Source organism: Candidatus Eisenbacteria bacterium (assembly GCA_016867715.1).
Taxonomy (GTDB): Bacteria; Orphanbacterota; Orphanbacteria; order Orphanbacterales; family Orphanbacteraceae; genus VGIW01.
This window is the reverse complement of sequence record VGIW01000002.1, coordinates 1-18,902: the sequence shown is the minus strand read 5'-3', so window position 1 is coordinate 18,902 and position 18,902 is coordinate 1. Positions and strand designations below refer to the sequence as shown.

The window sequence follows — 18,902 nt, the reverse complement described above, 5'->3', positions numbered from 1 at the left end:
TTGTTCCTATCCGCCCGCTTTCGAAGCCGTGCGCCTGCGGGCGAGCGAGAGCGCCATGTGGACCATGCCCATGAGCCCGAGGCTCTTGCCCATCGAGAGCTCGCGATCGAAGATCGTGGTAACGATGTCCGGAGAGACGCCGGCGATCGTCTCGGGCGGCTCGCCCGACAAACCCTCGTCGAGGATCACCGCGAGCGCCTTCGCGGAGATTCCCTGCGGGTTCTCCACCGCGAAGATGATGTCGTCCGTCTCCGAAAGACCCTTCTCGTCGACGTAGATCTTCCGGAGCTCCTCTGCGCTCTTGAACGTTCCATCTTCGGGATGAGCCGCGCGGGACCAGGGAATGCTGAACGCTCCCGGGATGTGCCCTCCGCGGAGCGCCCCCTCGTTCGGATAGTCGGGCATGTGAAGACGCTCTCCCGAATACTCTTCGGGGCTCTGCACGTCGACGAGCGCCTTTCCCGCCTCGATGTGCGCGAGCACCTCGTCGCGGAAGGCTCGATGCACGGTATCGTCCCGCTCGGGCGCCTCGTACTTCGCGGGCGCGATCGACGGGATCTCCTTCGTCATCGGACGTCCCTCTCTCTCCCACTTCGGCCTTCCTCCGTCCATGATCCGCGCGGTCGGATGGTTGAAGAGCTTGAAGATCCAGTAGGCGTAGCACGCCCACCAGTTGCTCTTGTCGCCGTAGAAGACCACGGTCGTATCCCGCGTGATTCCGACACGGCCCGCGAGCTTCTCGAAGCCGTCTCGCCTCAGATAGTCGCGAACGATCGGATGGTTGAGATCGCGGGTCCAGTCCACCTCGACCGCGCCGGGGATGTGCTTCGCGCGATAGAGGAGCGGGTCTTCGTTCGATTCCACGATGCGGACTTTCGGGTTGTCCAGGTTCGCGGCAACCCACTCGGTCGAGACGAGAACCTCCGGGAACGCGTAGCCCCGGGTCCAGTGTTCGTTCATGCAGACCTCCGTGTCGATCCATGAGCCGCCGCGCCGCGGGTTCGGCCGGCCATCTCGGAGCGCACGGCCCGCGGCGCCCGCCGGCGGAGGAAGATCGGTTCAGAGGGTATTCGTAATCAATGCAAAGCCGCGCCGCCGGTCGAGCGGGCGCGCCGGGGGAGACGGACCGATCCGTCAGATGATGCCCGAGCCGAGAGCGAGGGCGATGACGAGAAGAAGGATGCCGGTCAGCGTCCGCACCGCACTCATCGTGATCTTCGGCAAGAGGTTCTTTCCGACGAGAACGCCCGCGAAAGCGGCGAGAACGCCGGCGAGAACGAGCGACCGCTCTTCCGGTCCGATCGGGTTCTTCATCCCATTGAGAAGGAAGAGAGCAGCATAGGTCGCGATCCGCATCGCATCGACCAGAAACCCGATGACGGCGTTCGTTCCGACGAAGGCCTGAGTCGAGATCCCTGTCTGCACGAGAAACGCGGAACGAAGCGCGCCCTGATGTCCGGAGAAGCCGCCGAAGAACCCGGAGAGAACGCCGCCGAGCGCGAGGTACTTGCGGCCGAACTCGATCGCTCGAAACCGCGGGAGGAGCTCGAAGAGCGCGAAGACGAGCATGAGGATTCCCATCGCGAGCTTGACCGGAGTGACGATCGCCGTCCGCGCGCCGACCGGGTACTTGGCCAGCTCGCCGAAGCCGGCGACGTATCCAAGAAGCGCGGCGCCGGCGAGCGCGGCCGCGATTGCCGGCAGTCCGAAACGGAGCACGAGATCGCGGTCCGCATGCTTCCCGACGACGGCGATCTTAAGCATGTTGTTCGCCCCGTGCACGACGGCCGTGGCCGCGACGGCGACCTCGACGGGGAAGAAGAGGGCGAAGACGGGAAGGAGGAGCGTCCCAAGACCGAACCCGCTGAAGAAGGCGAGCGCGGAAGCGAAGAGAGCCGCGAACGAGACGATCGCGAAGTCCACCCGGACCTCCTACCGAATCCAGACGGCGAACACGGCCGCGAAGAGAAGGAACGAGATCCCAAGACCGGCGCGAGCGGCGACGAACGAATCGGCCGGCAAGCCGCGGCTCCATCGCGCCGCAATCCACCCTGCGAAAAACACGAGCGCGATCATCGCCCATCCGAGAACGGAGAGCTCGACGAATGACTTGGGAGCGGGAAGACCGCCCCCCGCCAGCCGGGCGAGCGTCTCGGTCCCGCGTGGATCGCGCATCGCGAGCGGGAGGAAGCCGCTCCACGAGGAGACTTTCGCCGCAGCTTTTCCAAGATGCGCGACGGCGACGATCGGGGCGGCGCCGGTGGCCGCCGCGAGAAGGAGGTTCTTGAGTCCCCCGCGATGCCCCGCGACGAACGCGGCGCCCGCGACGACCGCCCATGCCGCGAGCGGGAAGATCGCGAGAAACCAGACGGCCTCGAACCATCCGAACGGGACTCCCGGAGAGAGAGCATTGAGGCGGAGGGGAACTGCATGAAAGATCCGATCCAAATGTTTCACCTCGCCGATGACCTCGTGCGCGACGAAACCGAATGCGACTAATACGAATGCCGCCTCGTAGGGGAGGAGAAGCGCTTTCCGTCGGACGGGCGCGTCCGCCGCGGTCGGTCCGAAATCCATGTTCCCGTGCGGGCAGACCTTCGCGCACTGGAGGCAGAGCACGCATCCATCGGACGCGGCGCGCCGATACGGGACGAGGAGGGATGGACAGCTCCGCTTGTCGAAGCGGTCGCGATTCGCCTCGCGCACGCACTCCTTGGTCTCGCACGCCTCGCAGACGGACGGATCGCGCGCTTCGAGCTGAACCGGAGTGTATCGTCCGTAGGCGGAGAGGAGCGCCGCAGCGGGGCAGAACGCCCTGCAAAAGGACCGGCGCTCGCGGAAGAACACACCGGCCGCGAGCGCGAGCCAGAGAAGCGCGAGGAGCATGACTGCGGTCAGGTGGGGGTTTCGGTGAAGAGAGGCCCCCGCGACGAGGAACTGAAGGACAAGATAGATGAAGACGACGAGCCATCCGGCGCGAAGGATCTTTCCGAGACGAGCGCGCGGCCAGCCCCCGAGACGGGCAAGAGCGTCCCCGGCCCGATTCGCCAGCTCCATCGGACAGACCGTGCACCAAACCCTCCCGAACGCGAGGGCGGCGGCGATCATCCCGGGCCACCAGAGACCCCAGACAAAGAGCGTGGTGAGATTGGTCTTCCGAAGAACCATGAGCTCATCCGGCGTTCGGCCGGCGCCTACGCGCCACCCGTTCGCCGCGAGCGCCGCGACGGCGCCGAGGAAGGCGATCTGAACTCCAACGGGGAAGATGGGTGACCGGACAAGGCAGCGAACGGGTCCCCACGAGAGAAGGCCGGGGGGCACTTGTGCTCTCATTCTCATCGACCGCTTGTTCCCTTCTCTCCGCGCACGATCTCTCGGTGAAGCTCCTCGATCGGGTCGGAGAGGATCGCGAGGACCTTTCGACCCTTGTTCGTGATCGAATACGCCTTGCGAGGGCTTGGGACGCCCTTCGCCCCGCTCGTGCGCTTCAGCCAGCCGCGTTCGACCATCCGCGCGATGAGCGGGTAGAGCGCGCCCGGGCCTCGATCGAGGATGCGATCTCGCCGAACTACCGAAGCGTTTCCGTCCTCTCCACACACTTGATGCCGAGACGATCGAGCTCGCCCAGAACCGGATGGTAGATCTCCGGCGCGACCGGAATGTGCACGCCGCTCCCCTCGATCCTTCCTTCGAGAAGGAAACGGGCCGCGATCGCCGCGGGATAGCCGACCGTCCGGGACATCGCCGAATCGCCTTTCGGGAAGCCGAAGTCGACGAGCGTCGATGCGATCTTCTCCTTCTTGCCGCCGTCGAACTCCCCGACGAACTCGTGATGGAGAACGATCATGTCCCGCTCGCCGGGTTTGTACGACATCTTCTCGAGCATCCGGTGCGTGAGAACGTCGATGAACCCCCCTTTCTTCAGGGGGATCGCATCGTCCTTGAAGAGACCGAGCCATTCGATGTTCCGAATCGCGGTCGAGCCCTCCGCCATCCCTAGTTTCTTCGCCGCGCGGGCGCGCCGGTCCCCGCCTCCGGGAGCGAGCCGATCGATCATTCCGCCATAGGTGAGACCGCCAAGGTCCTTCTCCTCGGTGTCGAGCAAGCCGAGATCGACGATGCACTTTAGCGTCTCGCACCAACCCGGATTCCGTAGCGTCGCTCGGAGGACCGTCGCAGAATCCTTCAGATCGTAAATGTCGATGTAACCGATCGAATCCCGGTTCGGATACGCCTCGAAGTCCCCCGCCCCCGGCACGCCGCGAAGCGGCCACCGATCGAGAAAGAGGTTCTCCGACGGGATCTCGCGCACCTTGCCGTCCTTGAGGTATCTCGCGCTGTTCTTCCCGGCGAGAAGCACCCCGCGCGGCGACCACGAAAACTTGTAGCCGAGCGGGTTGTCGTTCGCTTCCGGCGCGGGGAGCCCGCCGCAGTACGACATGAAGCTCTTGATCTTCCCTCCCCGGCTCCGCACGTCGTTGAAGACCCGCATCGCCGACATGTGGTCGATCCCCGGATCGAGTCCGATCTCATTGAGGAGCATCACGCCGGCCGCGCGCGCCTTCCCATCGAGGGCCTTCATCGCCGGGCTCACGTACGAAGTCGAGACGAACTGCTTCTTGTGCGCGATGCAGAGCTCCGCCACCTGCACGTGAAACGTGTAAGGCACCATGCTGATCACGAGATCGGAATCCGCCACCAGCGACGGAAGCGCCCCCGGATCAGTGAGATCGAGAGGCTTCGTTTCACCCCGCTCATGCCCCCCGATGAGCGCTTCCGCTTTCGACACCGTGCGGCTCGCGCAGATCACGCGAAAACCGCGCTGGTCGAGCAGATAACGAACCAAAGGTTTCGCGACCAGACCCGCGCCGAGGACGAGAACTCGCTTCATGTCTTGCTTCCTCTGTTGATCCTAGGGTTTCTTCAGATCATTCCCGGCCGACGTACGAGGCCAAATAGCGGTAGCCTTCCGTCAGCCTCCCCTTGTGGAGAATGACCGCCTTGCGAATCGGGTCGGGGAGACCCGCGTTTTCGATCTCCTTGGAGAAATCGGCCCGCGCGAGGGCGGGGAGGAACGGCATGAGCGCCCGGCTGAACACGTGCGAGGCGTCCCTCGGCAACTCGGCGGGGAGAATGTCAACCGCCATGATCACCGGCCCCTCCCCTTCCACTCCGTCGAGATGCCGGTTCCGCGCCGGTTCGTAAACATAACAGGGAGCTCCGGGCTCCGTCGGGCGGACGGTGCACTCGATCGATCCGTTGATGTCGCAACTGATGTCGCCGATCACACGGAGCCGCGGCTGTCCCTCCTTCCACGTTCGTCTCACGTGCTCGCACGTGACGAGCCGCGGGTACTTCTCCTCCCAGTAGATCGCGTTCACGAGAACATCGAGACAGGAAAGGTGCTTCTCGAAGACCCCGCGGTACTTCGACGGCTCCCTGTAGTACTCCTGGAGATCGAACGGGCGGCTCTCCTCGATCGGCTCCACCATGTGCCTCTCGTGAAAGACCGTCTTCACGAAAGGATTGGGGCTCGCCGTCTCGGCGCCGATTCTCGGAAGCTCCGCGGGGTCCGCCTCGCGGGGATCGAGGAAGTCGAAGACATACTGCGCTCCCCGGGAGACGTTCCCGTAGCCGGCGAAGCCGACGACGAACGGACGAAGCTCATCCGGCCAGTTCCCCGCCTCGATTTCCCTCGACGCTCTCGCGATCGCCTCCGTCGCGTGGTCGATGGAATCGTACTCGTGGGGGCTCCGGATCGAGGCGAGCGGGGTCTCGTAACCTTCCCAACGGAGCCGGAGCCCGACGGCGGAAAGAGTCTCGACCATCCCCGCGAGGCCCGCGTGATAGCCGAAGAGGACGAGCCGCCTCCCCTCCGCGTCGGTGATCTTCTCGTAGTCGATCAGATGGCATCCGAGCTCCATCATCCGGCGAAGCATCGGCATGTTGTAGCTCTGTCCCTTGATCGTGTGCGAAAAGAAAGCGTACGCCGTCCCTTCCCGAAAGGCGCGCACGGGGATTTCCTTGACTCCAAAAACGATCGAGCACGGAGAGAGATCCTCGTTCACCGTCGCGCCCGCCTGGACGAACTCCTCATTCGGGAAGATCCGGTTGTCCGACGGCTGAACGCGCACGGGGATGCCTTCCCGCACGAGCTTCGCCACCGCTTCGGGAATGATCGGCGTTCTTCGCTCCCAGCGGCTCTTGTCCTCTCTCCGGATCCCGATTGTGTTCATCTCTCTCTCCGTCGAACGCCTCGCGGCCTTCGAGCAGTTCCCCGCGGCCGCTCGAATGGTTCGAACGCCGCCCGAGACGAGCGCCCCTTAAGAAGATTCGGGGGTAACGTAGAACTGCGCGGCCGCCGCCTCCGGGTTCTTCTGCAGAATCTTGCGGAAATGGCCTTCCGCCTCTTCGACGTTTCCGCGCCTCGCGTGGATCACGCCGAGATGGAAGTGCCCGACCATGAAGTTCGGGTAGCGGTCGAGAAGCTCCCCGAAGGCCTCGATCGCCTCGTCGTTCCTTCCGCGATGATAAAGAGCGTTCCCCAGCCAGAAATACGCGAGAAGCAAGTCCGCGTCGCGCACGAGGGCTTCTTGAAAGGCGGCGATCGCGTCGTCGAACTCCGCCCCGTGATACTCCACGACCCCGAGATCGTGCCAGAACGCCGCGTTCCCCGGTTCCATCTCGCACGCGGCCCGCAAGTGCTCCTTCGCGCGCCGGAGATGCCCCATGCGGAAATGCAGGTTCCCGAGGTGCTTTCGTAGGGCGGGGAGCTGCTCGCGCATCACCCCTTTCTCGATCAGCTTTTCGTACTCGGCAATCGCCTCGCCGAACCGTCCTTCCATTTCGAGACGATGCGCATAAGCGAGCTGATAGGCCGGATCGTTCCTTTGCAGGATCGCTCCGCAGTTTTCGCAGAAACGCGCGCTCTCGCTCGGCTGGTGATTGCAGTACGGGCATTTCGTCATCGCACACTCCTTCGCGCGCTACTCGACCACTTCCGACAGTCCGAGGTTCCAGGAAAGCTGTTCGAGCGAGTGGACTCCGTGATGCACGGGGAGAGCGGCCGGGTCTTCCGCGTGCAGGACATCCTCCGCGGAGGATCGCGAGCGGATCATCTTCTCGATCGCGCGCGCGATGCGCCGCAAGCCCTCGACAAGCTGCTCGTTCGCGGAATAGCTGAAGTTGAGGCGAAGCGTGTTCTCCCCGCTCCCGTCGCAGTGGAACGCGCCTCCGCAGACGAACGCCACGTTCTCCTTGAGCGCGAGATCGAGGAGGGCGCGCGCGCTCATCCCCTCGGGGAGAGTCATCCAAAGGAAGAGCCCTCCCTCCGGCCGCGTCCATCGAACGCCCCACGATGGATCGATCTCCTTCTCGATCGTCTCGAGGAAGACCCTTCGCTTCTCGCGGTAGAGATCCTTCGTCCTCTCGATCTGCGCGGGGAGACGGCCTGTCTTCAGGTACTCCCGCGCGAGAAGCTGGGTGAGGGCGCTCGTGCAGAGATCGACCGGCTGCTTCGCCACGACGTAGCGGCTCACGACCTCTTCGTCGGCGACGAGCCACCCGAGCCGGAGCCCCGGGAAGAGGATCTTGCTGAACGTGAAGAGCGAGATGACGCGTCCGTCCCGATCGAGGCTCTTCATGTTCGGCACATGCTCGCCGACATAGCGGAGCTGCCGATAGGGACTATCCTCGAGGACGAGAAGATCGAACTCCGAAGCGATTGAGAGGATGTCCAAGCGACGGGCGAGCGAGAGCGTCACGCCGGAGGGATTCTGGAAATCAGGAACGAGATAGACGAGCTTCGGCCGGATCCCCTGGCGGCGGAGCGCGATCAGGCGCTCCTCGAGCTTGGAGGGGGGCATCCCCTCGTCGTCCTCGACGATCCCCGTCATGCGCGCGCCCGATGCCGCGAATGCGCCGAGAGCGCCGAGGTAGCTCGGAAGTCCGCACACGACCGTGTCCCCCGGCGCGAGGAACACGCGCCCCGTGAGGTCGAGACCTTGCTGGCTCGCGGACGTGACGAGGATCCGGTCGATCGAGAGATCCGGCAGTCCGTCCTCGGCCATCATCTTCTGAAGCTCTTCGCGGAGACCGATGTCCCCCTCGGTCGGCCCGTATTGCAGGGCGGCCGCGCCGTAACGGCGGAGCATCCCCGGAACGAGCTCCGCGATCTCCTCGAGCGGGAACGTTTCGGGAGACGGAAGCCCGCCGGCGAGACTGATGACCTCCGGCCTTGCGGTGAGCTTCAGAAGCTCGCGGATCTCGGAGCGCTTCGCCTTCCTCGCCGAATCGGAGAGAAATTGCTGAAGATACGTCGCGTTCATTCGCATGATTTCTTCTCCCCCGCCCGGGCCGCGAGCCAGTTGCACCAGGCATCCATCCCGTCTCCCTTTACGGCGGAAACCTCGAAGATCACGAGACCGGGGTTGAGCGAGAGGGCGCGCCGTCGAAGCGCCTGCGAGTCGAAACCGACATAGGAAGCTACATCGCTCTTCGTGATGAGAAGAACCTCGGCGCAGGCGAAGATACCCGGGTACTTGTGCGGCTTGTCGTCGCCTTCCGGCGTGCTGAGCGCAAGAACCCGAATCTGCTCGCCGAGATCGTAGCCGGCGGTGCAGATCAGGTTCCCGACATTCTCGATAAAGACGATCGAACCTTCAGCGGGCACGAGCGCGCGCATCGCCTCGCGGACCATCCCCGCGTCGAGATGGCACCCGCCCCCCGTGTTGATCTGGATCGCGGGGAGCCCCTTCCCCGCAAGAAACTCCGCGTCCACGCTCCCGGCCACATCCCCCTCGACGACGGCAATCGGCCGCGCTTGGAGTCGAGCCGCCGTCGCCGCGATGAGGGTCGTCTTCCCGCATCCGGGCGACCCGAGAAGGTTGATCACCGCGAGACCGCGCGCGAGAAACTCGCTCCGGTTCTCCGCCGCGATCACATCGTTCGCCTTGCTGATCTTCTCCAGAATGCGGACCGTGGTCCTCGGCCTTTCCATCTCATCCTCTCGCGCGCGGGAAGAACCGCCGAGTCGCGCCCCTCCCGCCGGTCTCAGGAAGTTCCGTCGTCCACGTCGATCGAGACGACGCGCGAACCTCCGTCGCCGCTCCAATAGACCTCGAAGCTCCCGCACCCCGGGCACGCGTTCTCGGGAGACCCGGCCTCGAAGGAGGTCCCGCACGCCGAGCAACGCCCCTGAAGCCGTTCCCGCTCGATCTCGAGCGCCGCCCCCGACGAGGCCGTCCCTTCCTTCAGCACGTCGAAGGCGAACCGAAGAGCCTCGTCGTCGATGTGGGCGAAAGCTCCCACGCGGACGTTCACCCGCACGATCCGCGCGCCGGGATGGCCGGACGCCGCCAGGCGCGCGATGTCGAGAATCGCCTCCGCAACGCTCGCTTCATGCATGAACCACCAACACGCGATCTATCCGGTCTGCATGTTGGCGATCCGGAGCCGCGCTTCCTCCAAGCGCTCCGCGACGATCCCGAGAAGCCCCCGGCACGTGTAGTAGCCGATTCGCGGATCCGACTCGAACACCTTCGTGAGGCTCTCGGCCGCGATGCGCACGACCTCGACCGTGCCGATCGCGACGGCGGTCGCCGTGTAGGGCTTGCTTCTGCGAACCGAGGACCAGCCGAGCTCCTCGCCCGGCTCCAGCGTTCCGATCGCCAGCGATTTTTGATTCGGAAGGGACATGCGAAGGGAGATCCTCCCGCTCAGGATGAGATACAGGAACAAGGAACGATCTCCCTCGCGGAAGATCGCCTCGCCGTCCGGGAACGAGACCTCTTCACTGATCGCGGCGATCTTCTGCACTTCCTGCGGGGTCAGCCCCGAGAAGATCGGGAATTTCGACAGATCCGCCGTCTTCATCGTTTCTTCATCCCTCCTCACCCGTTTCGGCCGCGATCGCGCGGCTCTTCCGGTTCGCGAAACCGTTGATCCTGCGGGCGGCCGCCTCCGCCATGGCCGGGAGCGCCGATCGGGCGGCTTCGGTCAGTCCTTCGCCGGGGCCGACCTCCCGCACGCGCATCAGGATGAACTCCACGCGCGGGAGATCGAGGTCGAGGGCCCGCGCGAGCTCGAACGCGGTTCCGAGATCGAGATTGTGAAGCGAAAGCCGCGGCCGGAGGAGGAACCGAACGTCCTCGAGACCGGCCTCGACGATCGTACCGACCGGCTCCTCCCTCGCGAGAACCGCGTCCAACACGATTGCACGGTCGTAACCTTCCAAAAGCGAGAGGAGGTCGATCCCCCCGACGCCTCCGTCCACCCAATCGAGCCCGGGCCGCTCCAACCTGCGCCTCTTCAGCTCGTCGAGCGCGGCGAGCCCCACCCCGTCGTCGCGGCGGAGCGGGTTCCCGAAGGCGATCAAGAGGAGACGCTCCTCAGACAATCTCCACCTCCAGGAAGTGCACCGAGCAGGAGATGCACGGATCGTACGCGCGGACGAGCATCTCGCACGCGCGCGTGATCTCGTCCTGGTTCTTTCCTCCTTGCATCAGCGCCGGCACGAACCGATGAAGATCCATCTCGATGTTCGCCTGGTTCTGCCCGGTCGGAATGATGCAGTTCGCGCGGACGACGATCCCGCTGTCGTTTGTCTCGTAGTGATGGAAGAGGATTCCGCGCGGGACCTCGACCGCCGCGGCGCCGCTCCCGGCCTTCTTCTTGAGAGGCGCGTAGACCGGCGGGCTCTTCACCTTCATGAGCCGGCCGATCATCTCGATCCCTTCGTCGACCACATGCAAGCTCTCGACGATCTGCGCCGTGTTGTTGTGGAAGGGATTCGTCGCCTTCGGCGTGAGGCCGAGCTTCTTGGCGGCGTCCGCCGCCCAAGGGGTCAATCGATCGTGGTTCAGCTTGTAGCGCGCGAGCGCGCCGACCGCGTAAGAGCCGCGCTTCGTCGCCACGTGGCGCGCCGAGCTGTGCCCCACGGTCCTTTCGGTGATCAGCTTCGCGTAGTCCCTTTCCTCGACCGACTCGCCGGTCGAGCTCGCCACGCGGCCGTGAACGAACTCGTAGCGATCCCCCTCCGAGCGGAGGGCGACGTACTCGGTCGGGCTTTCCAGGGCGGGGGGCGCGATTCCGGCGAAGAGCTTCACCGTCTCGTCCAGATCGGAACGCGCGCCTTCGAGCAGCTCCTTCACCCTTGAAAGATCCTTCTTCGTCGGCCAGTAGGTGAACCCGCCGACCGCCATCGACACCGGATGGATCTTCCGACCGACGAGGATGTCGCACATCTCGTTGGCGACCTTCTTCAAGCGAAGAGCTCTCTTCACCGCCTCGGGATGCGTGGACGCGAGGGGGATCACGCTCCCGACGTTGAAGAAGTCCGGCGCGACGAGAAAGTAGACGTGCAGGATGTGGCTCTGCAGCGTCTCGCCGTCCATGAGGAGCCGGCGGAGCCACATCACCTCGTCCGGAACTTTCCAGGAGAGCGCGTTCTCCGCGGCGCGGACCGCGGCGGTCGAGTGTCCGAGCGCGCAGATGCCGCAGATCCGCGCAGTAATGTGCGGCACCTCGTCGATGTAGCGTCCCACCAGCATCGATTCGAAAAAACGCGGCGATTCGACGATCTCGAGCCTCAGCTCCTCGATCTTTCCGTTCGACGCGCGCACCTTGATGTTCCCGTGCCCCTCGACCCGGGTCAGATGGTGCACGTTCACCTCGAGCTTCTTCATGCCGCCACCTCCTTGCGAAGCCGCCCCAGCTCGCCGGTGAGCGGTTTGACCTGGTCGTCGCGGCTGTTGAACTGATTCATGCGGACGATGACTTCCTCGCGGGAGTATCCCTTCTTGTCCAGGATCTCGATCAACTCCTCGATCGGCGCGCCGTGTAGGAGCCCGCGGCAGCCGCAGCAGCTCTCGCCGAAGGCAGGACAGATCGCGCGGCAGCCGCTTCGCGTGATCGAACCGAAGCAGTAGATCCCGCGGTCGAGCAAACACGGGTTCCCCGCGCGGCGGCACTCGTCGCAGACCGGCGTCGCGGGAAGACGCGGAACCTGCCCCTGGAGAAGCGTCGTCAGCACATAGAGCAGCTCGCCTCGGTCGATCGGGCATCCCGGGATCTCGAAGTCGACCTTGACCACCTCCGAGACCCGCCTCACCTCCGGGGCGACGTCCGGATCGAAGTCCCGATCCGGATAGACGCGCTTCCACGCCTCCCGTGCCGCGACGGAGTTCCGCATGCCGTTCAGGCCGGTCGTGACCGCGCACGCTCCGATCGTGACGAGAAAGGCCGCGTTCCCCCGGATCTTCCGAACCTCCTCGACGTCGATCTCCGTCACGATCGATCCCTCGACCAGCGCGATCGCGTAGTCGTCGCGCTTCTCGTCCATCGCCTCGCGGAAGTTCACGATCTCGATCCGCCCCAGAAGGTCGAGGAGTTCATCTTCGATGTTCAAGAGTTGTAACTGGCATCCTTCACAGCTCGCGAAGCTGAAGACGCCGACTTTCGGCTTGCTCATGATCGTGTCTCCCCCCCGGCTAGAGCGCTTCCGGAAGCCGCTTGGCGTCCAGGTATCGGAAAACCGGTCCGTTCTTGCAGACGTACACTCCGTTGATCTGGCACTGGCCGCATTTCCCCATCCCGCAGCACATCCGCCTCTCGAGCGACATGTAGATCCGCCCTTCGAGGAAGCCGCGCGAGAGAAGCTCGAGAACGACGAACTTGTACATGACCGGCGGGCCGCACACCGCCGCCACCGTGCTCCGCGGACGGGTTTCCAGGCCCTTGAGGAGCGTCGTGATCACGCCGATGCGGCCGGTCCATGCGTCGTCTCCGACATCGACGGTCTCGAGAAAGCGGATCGTCTTGTCCTTCGCGTACTCCTCCAGCTCCTCGCGGAAGAGCCTTTCGCCCGGGTTCCGCGCGCCGAAGAGAATCGTGAGCCCTCCGAAACGGCTTCTGCGCTCGAGCGCGTGGCGGATCAGGGAGCGGAGCGGCGCGAGGCCGAGCCCTCCGGCGATGAAGAGGATGTCGTTCCCCTCGAGGTCCTCAATGGGGAAGCCGTTGCCGAAAGGACCCCGGATGCCGATCGGGCTCCCCTCGCTCAATGCGTGCATGTGGTGCGTGAGCGATCCCGCGTCGCGCACGCAAAGCTGGAACGAAGGGCTTCCCGGATTGGGAGGCGAGCTCACCGAGATCGGCGCCTCCCCGCTTCCGAAGACGCTGACGACGACGAACTGCCCCGGCTTGTGGTTCAGGGCGAGCCCCCCGGAGAGCTCCACGTCGAAGAGCTTTTCGCGCGCGGTGAGAGTCCGAATCTTCCTCAGCTTCGCCATCACCGGGACATCGATCATCGGCACGGGTGCGAGGACCTCAGGCATAGGTCACCTCCTTCCCCGAGAGCTGACCGAAGATCTCGACCAGACGGATGTCGGCGGGGCAGAAGTGCCCGCACCGCCCGCACCCGACGCAGCCGCTCCGGCCGAAACGATCCATTCCGTAAACTTCCTTCTTGAAGATGCGGTGGCGGAGACGCTGCGACTTCTTCTCGCGGAAGTTCTCCCCGCTCGCCACCTTCGCGAAGCTCTCGAGCTGGCAGCCGGTCCAGTAGCGGCAACGTTCGCCGAGACCGTCCTCGCGGATCGGAAGATGGTCGCGCGTCGTGAAGCAGTGGCAAGTCGGACAGACCACGTTGCACGCCCCGCACGAAATGCAGAGCCTCGACTGCGCGACCCAGAGCAGATCGTCCCAGCTCGCGCGCACGCGCGCCGATAGCTCATCCGGGCGGAGACCGAACTTCGGGCGGAACATCCTCGCCTGCGCCGCGCGGAAGTCGTCGAGAGCGGCGTGGTCCTGGTGCGTGGCCGGGCGGAAGAGACCGCTCTCCTCCGCGACGTCGTTCCCACGATTCGTGCGCCCCCAGACGACGAAACGCTTCTCGTCGACCGGGTGAAGCAGAAGATCGTAGACCCTCTCGGTGTGGTTCGTTCCCTTGTCCGCGCAGAGGTTCTCCTCGACGCACGGGCCCGCGCACTCGATCCCGACGATGAACGCCCCTTCGCGGCGGCGCGCGTACGCGCGATCGATCGGCGCGGCGAGGTAGATCTCGTCCATCACCGAGATCCCCTCCAGGTCGCACGTGTGAACGCCGAAGAGCGCGATCGGTCTCTCTTCCGCCGCGGCGGCCGCCGAGCCCGGGCTGTTCGGCTGAAAGCGATAGAGAACCTCCCCGTCCGGAAGAAAGACGCGCGACGGCGGGAGCATGGTCGTGGGATAGTCGAGACAAAGATCGGCCGGATCCTCGAGCTCGCGAAACTCGTGGATCTCGTTCCGGCGCTGAGGCGCGACCACCTTCCATCTCTTCGACAGGAAGTCGATGAAGGAGGGAAGGCTCGCCCTCTCGAGGACCCAATCCCGCATGATGTTCCTCCTTCGCTCGGAACCCCCGGCCGCGCGGTTTCGCGCGGGCGGGAGGACCGAACTTCCCGAATGGACCGTCCGAATCGAGTGTCCGACCCGCCAGAATCGACTCTGGCGAACGAGAAGTGCCGTGATCGCCGCGGCGCGACGGGCCGCCCTTCGGTCCCTAGGCGCGCCCGCGCCCTCTGCTCTGCAAGTTCCACGGATTGCATCCGTTATGCCAGAGAGCCCGCCCGCGGCTTCACCGCGTATCTTCTTAGGAATGAGAAGAATATCGCGATTCGGGCCTTCCCGTCCACCGGAAACGTCGAAGCGTGTCGGTCGGAATATCCGGGAGCGGCGCTCGTTCCTCGCCATTTTGGCAAAGACGCCCGGCAGGCGCCCCGGGGGTAGGCGAGAGATCCCGTATTTGGTACCATCCGAGCGCCCCTTCCCGGAACGCGAGGTCGCTATGTGCCGTGTGCTCGCGATGATCCTGGCCGGCGGGCGGGTGGACGAGCTTTCCGTCCTCACGCTCGAGCGGCCGAAGTCCGCCCTCCCCTTCGGCGGGATGTACCGCGTGATCGACTTCGCGCTCAGCAACCTCATGCACTCCGAGATCGAACGGGTCGGCATCCTTTCGCAATATCGATCGTCGTCGCTCATCCACCACGTCGGGATCGGCGCCTCCTGGGATCTCGTCGGGCGCGACAGGGGCGCCACGCTTCTCTCTCCGCAAAAGGGGCACGCCGACACCGACTGGTATCGAGGGACCGCCGACGCCGTCTACCAGAACCTCGAGTTCATGGACCAGCACCAGCCGGATCTCGTCCTTATTCTCTCCGGCGATCATGTTTATCATATGAATTATCGTGGTCTCATCCGTTATCACCAGGAGAAGAAAGCGGACATGACGGCCGCCTTCATCGAGGTTCCGAGGGATCAGGCGCACCGATTCGGAATCGGGACGATCGACGAGGAGGACGGCGCGACGGGCGGGCGGCTTCTCGAATACGCCGAGAAGACGGAGGCGCCCTCCGGCAACTGGGCCTCGATGACCGTCTATCTCTTTCGCCCTGATCTTCTCGCGCGCCTCGTCGCGGAGAACGCGCGCCGGGGAAGCTCCTGGGAGTTCGGGCGCGACATCATTCCGGCGATGCTCGGCCGGCACCGCGTGTACGGCTTCCGCCATCGCGGCTACTGGGCGTACGGGCGCACGATCGAGGAGTATTGGCGCGCCCACATGGACCTCGTTGGGGAGAACCCGCGCGTCGATCTCGACGAGTGGCAGGTGCGGACGAACCTCGACGACCGGCATCTCCGCGACCGCCCTCCCTCGCTCTTTCTTCCCGGCGCGCGCGTGTCGGACTCGCGCGTGAGCGCCGGATGCGTGGTCGGCGGCGAGGTCGTCCGGAGCATCCTCTCCCCCGGCTGCCGGATCGCCGAGGGAGCGTCCGTGCGCGATTCGATCCTCTTTCCGGAAGTGAAGGTGGGCCCCGGCGCGCGCCTCGACCGCGTGATCGTCGACGAGAAGGCGGTGATCGAGGGGAACGTCCGCATCGGCGCGGGCGACGACCTGACGCCGAACCGATCGTTCCCGGATCTTCTTTCATCGGGGATCACGCTCGTCGGGAAGAAGGCGCACGTCCCCCAGGGGATTCGGATCGGACGGAACTGCGTCGTCGGGCCGCGCTTCAGCCCCGAGCACTTCCACCGCCCGTCGTACGCGTCGGGAGAGCTGATCACATGAGGGATACGGCCGTCATGCTCCTCGCGGGCGGAGGCGGAACGCGTCTCAGCATCCTCGCGCATCTCCGCGCGAAGCCGGCGGTCCCCTTCGGCGGGATGTACCGCATCATCGATTTCACCCTCTCCAACGTGATGAACTCCGGAATCGGGAGCGTCGGCGTGCTCACCCAGTACAAACCGCTCTCGCTGATGGGGCATCTCGGCACGGGCGAGCCGTGGGACATGGTCGGACGGACGCGCGGGGTCAAGATCCTCCCGCCGCGCACGGGCGAGCAGGATGCGGATTGGTACAAGGGGACGGCCGACGCGATCCGCCAGAACATCGACCACATGCGGCGCGGCGATCCGGACCAGGTGCTTATCCTCTCCGGCGACCACATCTACTCCATGGATTACGGACCGATGCTCCGCTTCCATCGCGAACGCGGGGCGCACCTCACGATCGCCATGCGCGAGGTCCCTTGGGAGGAGACGCGCCACTTCGGCGTCGCCCGCACGGACGCGAGCGGCCGCATCGTCGAGTGGCAGGAGAAACCGGAGAAGGCGTCGAGCAACCTCGCGTCGATGGGAATCTACGCCTTCGACGCGGTGTATCTTCTCGACGCGCTAAGAACGATGAAGGGGAACGACTTCGGCCACGATCTCATCCCGTCGGCGGTCGGAAACGACCGGGTCTATGCGTATCCGTTCGAGGGATACTGGAAAGACGTGGGGACGCTTCAGGCGTATTGGGAAGCCAATCGGGATCTGCTCGACTCTGCGTCGGGCGTCGACCTCCACAAGTGGCGCGTGCGGACGAACCTCGAGGAGATCGGGCGGCTCGGCGATCGTCCTCCCGCGCGGATCGCTCCCGCGGGGAAAGCCGTCGAGTCGCTCCTCTCGCCCGGATGCGTGATCGAGGGGGAGGTCGTCCGCTCGGTCCTTTCGCCGGGCGTGTTCGTCGCGCGCGGGGCGCGGGTCGTCGACTCGGTCTTGATGCACGACACGCGCGTCGGAAAGGACGCGAACGTCACGCGCGCGATCGCCGACAAGAAGGTGACGATCGGCGAGGGAGCCTCGATCGGCGGAGGAGACGACGGCGCGCCCGCGAACCGCGAGTTCCCCGAGCATCTCTTCACGGGGCTCACGGTGATCGGGAAGCACGCGGTCGTTCCGGACCGCGCGATCGTCGGAACGAACGCGATCGTGTTTCCGCACGCGGACGAGGGCCTCTTTCCATCCCGATCGATCGAGGCGGGGAGCACGATCAGGAATCGAGGAGAATGAAGAAGCGATTGATCGAACGGCCGGGCTTCGCGCGCGCGCTTTGTGCGCTCGCGGGCGCTTGGCTCCTGCTCGTGAATCTCTCCTGCGGGCACGAGGAGAACCCCGCTTGGATGCGCGACTCGACCGCGCCCGCGCGGATCGAGGACTTCGCGGTCGCGTCGGTCACCTGCTCGAGCGCGACGCTCCGTTGGACGGCGCCGGGAGACAACGGGATCGAGGGGCGTGCGAGTCAATACGACATCCGCTACTCGTCGGAGTTCGTTCCGCGCGCGTCGAACTGGGTGGACGCGTTTCAGGCGGTCGGCGAGCCGGACCCTGCGAATCCGGGCGAAGCGGATAGCCTCGTCGTGCGGAAGCTCTCCCCCGCGACGAAATACTACTTCGCGATCCGCACCGCCGACGAGAGGCCCAACTGGTCCCCCATCTCCGATCCGGACTCCGCGGTCACGGATTCGCTCGGAAAGAAGTAGCGGTTTCCGCGGAACCGCGCTCTGGATCACGACGGAATTGCATTTCTTTCCACCTGAACGACCGTTCAACACTAAAGGACCCAGCCGTTCACCGATTAGGTTCTGGTGTTAGGTTCTGGTGCAGGTTCTGGTGCCAGGCTACCGAACCTCGGGTTCTGGTGCCAGGTTCTGGGCGGGTTCTGGTGCCACGGGTTCTGGGAGGGAGGTTCTGGTGCCAGGGGTTCTGGTGCCAGGCTACCGAACCTCAGGAAGAACTTCTCCCGGAGGCTCGGTTCCCGTAGAATCTGTTGTTGCTCGCGCGGAAGGGGCTCGCGTGCTTGCGGTGTGGGGAGAGGGTGAATGGGTCGTTTGCCCCGAGTCGTATTGCCGGACCTGCCTTTTCACGTGACCCAGAGAGGAAACCTCCGATCTACCGTTTTCCTGTCCGATGAGGACCGGGAAGCGTATTTGGATTTCTTCCATTGCTATGCTGAAAAGCACCTCTTGGAGGTTTGGGCCTACTGTTTGATGACCAACCATGTGCATCATGTGGTGGTGCCGCGAGCGACGGAGTCCCTGACCCGGACGATTCATGATGCTCATACGAAGTACTCCCGGTACTTCCTTGGCAGGCAGGGACTCCGAGGCCACTTGTGGCAGGGTCGGTTCTTCTCCTGTCCCTTGGACGAGGTGCACCTCTGGAAGGCGGTCCGCTATGTGGAACAGAATCCGGTGCGTGCGGGGATGGTGGAGAAAGCCGAAGACTATCCCTGGTCGAGCGCGGCGTCGCACTGTGGTCTCTGGGCGGATGCGATTCTCTCTTCCGGTTTTCCTCCCCCCGGTGTGATCGAAGACTGGCGCGCGTGGCTGAGCGAGGGCTTGGACGAAAAGGGGGTAGCTGTTCTCCGGCTCAGGACCCGGACCGGACGACCGTGTGGATCGGATCTGTTTCTGAACCATCTGGAGACGGCGCTCGGTCGGGTTCTCCGACCCAAACAACCCGGGCCTCTGCGAGGAAGAGCCCAAGGATCCTCGAAAGCGACCAAGGTTCGGTAGCCTGGCACCGGAACTGTCGAAAGCGACCAAGGT

At 64.8% G+C, this 18,902-nt stretch carries 20 protein-coding genes; 4 read left to right on the top strand and 16 right to left on the bottom strand.

Translation table 11 applies throughout. The features are described from left to right. Positions 1-6 precede the first annotated feature (6 nt). From FJY73_00695 to FJY73_00620, 16 genes are all read right to left on the bottom strand, one after another. A complete protein-coding gene (locus FJY73_00695) occupies positions 7-960 on the bottom strand; it encodes a sulfurtransferase (GenBank protein ID MBM3319181.1) in 954 nt (317 codons plus the stop codon). Between the two features lie 174 nt (positions 961-1,134). Then, entirely contained in the window at positions 1,135-1,923 is a 789-nt protein-coding gene (locus tag FJY73_00690) for a TSUP family transporter (protein ID MBM3319180.1), read from the bottom strand. 9 nt (positions 1,924-1,932) lie between these two features. Continuing rightward, on the bottom strand, positions 1,933-3,168 hold the full coding sequence (locus FJY73_00685) for a hypothetical protein (GenBank protein MBM3319179.1): 1,236 nt from the start codon (positions 3,166-3,168) through the stop codon (positions 1,933-1,935). A 167-nt stretch (positions 3,169-3,335) separates the two neighbouring features. Beyond that, positions 3,336-3,509 carry a hypothetical protein gene (locus FJY73_00680; GenBank protein ID MBM3319178.1) on the bottom strand — a complete coding sequence of 58 codons (174 nt, stop codon included), beginning with the start codon at positions 3,507-3,509 and terminating at the stop codon, positions 3,336-3,338. A 59-nt stretch (positions 3,510-3,568) separates the two neighbouring features. Further along, positions 3,569-4,891 (bottom strand): saccharopine dehydrogenase NADP-binding domain-containing protein, encoded by a 1,323-nt coding sequence (locus FJY73_00675; protein MBM3319177.1) that lies wholly within the window; start codon positions 4,889-4,891, stop codon positions 3,569-3,571. A gap of 37 nt (positions 4,892-4,928) precedes the next feature. Next, positions 4,929-6,236, bottom strand: coding sequence for a hypothetical protein (locus FJY73_00670; GenBank protein MBM3319176.1), 1,308 nt, complete (start codon positions 6,234-6,236; stop codon positions 4,929-4,931). A gap of 87 nt (positions 6,237-6,323) precedes the next feature. After that, positions 6,324-6,968, bottom strand: a complete 645-nt coding sequence (locus FJY73_00665; protein ID MBM3319175.1) for a tetratricopeptide repeat protein — start codon at positions 6,966-6,968, stop codon at positions 6,324-6,326. Between the two features lie 18 nt (positions 6,969-6,986). Continuing rightward, positions 6,987-8,327 (bottom strand): PLP-dependent aminotransferase family protein, encoded by a 1,341-nt coding sequence (locus tag FJY73_00660; protein ID MBM3319174.1) that lies wholly within the window; start codon positions 8,325-8,327, stop codon positions 6,987-6,989. Then, positions 8,324-8,998, bottom strand: a complete 675-nt coding sequence (hypB, locus tag FJY73_00655) for a hydrogenase nickel incorporation protein HypB (GenBank protein ID MBM3319173.1) — start codon at positions 8,996-8,998, stop codon at positions 8,324-8,326. Before hypB ends, FJY73_00660 begins: the two co-directional genes overlap by 4 nt. Before the next feature lie 53 nt (positions 8,999-9,051). Further along, positions 9,052-9,405: a hydrogenase maturation nickel metallochaperone HypA gene (locus FJY73_00650; protein ID MBM3319172.1), complete on the bottom strand. Its 354-nt coding sequence runs from the start codon at positions 9,403-9,405 to the stop codon at positions 9,052-9,054. An 18-nt stretch (positions 9,406-9,423) separates the two neighbouring features. After that, positions 9,424-9,873, bottom strand: coding sequence for a cyclic nucleotide-binding domain-containing protein (locus FJY73_00645; protein MBM3319171.1), 450 nt, complete (start codon positions 9,871-9,873; stop codon positions 9,424-9,426). Positions 9,874-9,880: 7 nt separating this feature from the next. Continuing rightward, a complete protein-coding gene (locus tag FJY73_00640; GenBank protein ID MBM3319170.1) occupies positions 9,881-10,375 on the bottom strand; it encodes a hydrogenase maturation protease in 495 nt (164 codons plus the stop codon). A 13-nt stretch (positions 10,376-10,388) separates the two neighbouring features. Beyond that, on the bottom strand, positions 10,389-11,684 hold the full coding sequence (locus FJY73_00635; protein MBM3319169.1) for a Ni/Fe hydrogenase subunit alpha: 1,296 nt from the start codon (positions 11,682-11,684) through the stop codon (positions 10,389-10,391). Further along, complete coding sequence (locus FJY73_00630; protein MBM3319168.1) at positions 11,681-12,469, bottom strand: NADH:ubiquinone oxidoreductase; 789 nt, start codon at positions 12,467-12,469, stop codon at positions 11,681-11,683. Before FJY73_00630 ends, FJY73_00635 begins: the two co-directional genes overlap by 4 nt. 19 nt (positions 12,470-12,488) lie before the next feature. Next, positions 12,489-13,331, bottom strand: coding sequence for an FAD/NAD(P)-binding protein (locus FJY73_00625; GenBank protein MBM3319167.1), 843 nt, complete (start codon positions 13,329-13,331; stop codon positions 12,489-12,491). Next, positions 13,324-14,370, bottom strand: a complete 1,047-nt coding sequence (locus FJY73_00620; protein MBM3319166.1) for a 4Fe-4S dicluster domain-containing protein — start codon at positions 14,368-14,370, stop codon at positions 13,324-13,326. Before FJY73_00620 ends, FJY73_00625 begins: the two co-directional genes overlap by 8 nt. A gap of 451 nt (positions 14,371-14,821) precedes the next feature. On the opposite strand from FJY73_00620, the gene FJY73_00615 reads away from it, so the two are divergent. The 4 genes from FJY73_00615 (at position 14,822) to FJY73_00600 (ending at position 18,869) form a co-directional block, all read left to right on the top strand. Beyond that, the gene (locus tag FJY73_00615) at positions 14,822-16,099 is read left to right on the top strand and encodes a glucose-1-phosphate adenylyltransferase (GenBank protein MBM3319165.1); all 1,278 of its coding nucleotides are present in this window, start codon (positions 14,822-14,824) and stop codon (positions 16,097-16,099) included. Continuing rightward, positions 16,096-17,364 carry an NTP transferase domain-containing protein gene (locus tag FJY73_00610; GenBank protein MBM3319164.1) on the top strand — a complete coding sequence of 423 codons (1,269 nt, stop codon included), beginning with the start codon at positions 16,096-16,098 and terminating at the stop codon, positions 17,362-17,364. The genes FJY73_00615 and FJY73_00610 overlap by 4 nt, the downstream gene beginning before the upstream one ends. Continuing rightward, positions 17,361-17,834 (top strand): fibronectin type III domain-containing protein, encoded by a 474-nt coding sequence (locus FJY73_00605; protein ID MBM3319163.1) that lies wholly within the window; start codon positions 17,361-17,363, stop codon positions 17,832-17,834. The genes FJY73_00610 and FJY73_00605 overlap by 4 nt, the downstream gene beginning before the upstream one ends. A gap of 339 nt (positions 17,835-18,173) precedes the next feature. Beyond that, positions 18,174-18,869, top strand: a complete 696-nt coding sequence (locus FJY73_00600) for a transposase (protein MBM3319162.1) — start codon at positions 18,174-18,176, stop codon at positions 18,867-18,869. Positions 18,870-18,902: the final 33 nt, after the last annotated feature.

Coding starts and splice junctions, on each gene's coding strand:
- FJY73_00630 (MBM3319168.1), bottom strand. CDS start 12,469: ATGAGCAAGCCGAAAGTCGGCGTCTTCAGCTTCGCGAGCTGTGAAGGA.
- FJY73_00660 (MBM3319174.1), bottom strand. CDS start 8,327: ATGAACGCGACGTATCTTCAGCAATTTCTCTCCGATTCGGCGAGGAAG.
- FJY73_00675 (MBM3319177.1), bottom strand. CDS start 4,891: ATGAAGCGAGTTCTCGTCCTCGGCGCGGGTCTGGTCGCGAAACCTTTG.
- FJY73_00670 (MBM3319176.1), bottom strand. CDS start 6,236: ATGAACACAATCGGGATCCGGAGAGAGGACAAGAGCCGCTGGGAGCGA.
- FJY73_00620 (MBM3319166.1), bottom strand. CDS start 14,370: ATGCGGGATTGGGTCCTCGAGAGGGCGAGCCTTCCCTCCTTCATCGAC.
- FJY73_00610 (MBM3319164.1), top strand. CDS start 16,096: ATGAGGGATACGGCCGTCATGCTCCTCGCGGGCGGAGGCGGAACGCGT.
- FJY73_00685 (MBM3319179.1), bottom strand. CDS start 3,168: ATGGTTCTTCGGAAGACCAATCTCACCACGCTCTTTGTCTGGGGTCTC.
- FJY73_00680 (MBM3319178.1), bottom strand. CDS start 3,509: ATGGTCGAACGCGGCTGGCTGAAGCGCACGAGCGGGGCGAAGGGCGTC.
- FJY73_00650 (MBM3319172.1), bottom strand. CDS start 9,405: ATGCATGAAGCGAGCGTTGCGGAGGCGATTCTCGACATCGCGCGCCTG.
- FJY73_00635 (MBM3319169.1), bottom strand. CDS start 11,684: ATGAAGAAGCTCGAGGTGAACGTGCACCATCTGACCCGGGTCGAGGGG.
- FJY73_00645 (MBM3319171.1), bottom strand. CDS start 9,873: ATGAAGACGGCGGATCTGTCGAAATTCCCGATCTTCTCGGGGCTGACC.
- FJY73_00600 (MBM3319162.1), top strand. CDS start 18,174: ATGGGTCGTTTGCCCCGAGTCGTATTGCCGGACCTGCCTTTTCACGTG.
- FJY73_00665 (MBM3319175.1), bottom strand. CDS start 6,968: ATGACGAAATGCCCGTACTGCAATCACCAGCCGAGCGAGAGCGCGCGT.
- FJY73_00615 (MBM3319165.1), top strand. CDS start 14,822: ATGTGCCGTGTGCTCGCGATGATCCTGGCCGGCGGGCGGGTGGACGAG.
- FJY73_00695 (MBM3319181.1), bottom strand. CDS start 960: ATGAACGAACACTGGACCCGGGGCTACGCGTTCCCGGAGGTTCTCGTC.
- FJY73_00625 (MBM3319167.1), bottom strand. CDS start 13,331: ATGCCTGAGGTCCTCGCACCCGTGCCGATGATCGATGTCCCGGTGATG.
- hypB (MBM3319173.1), bottom strand. CDS start 8,998: ATGGAAAGGCCGAGGACCACGGTCCGCATTCTGGAGAAGATCAGCAAG.
- FJY73_00605 (MBM3319163.1), top strand. CDS start 17,361: ATGAAGAAGCGATTGATCGAACGGCCGGGCTTCGCGCGCGCGCTTTGT.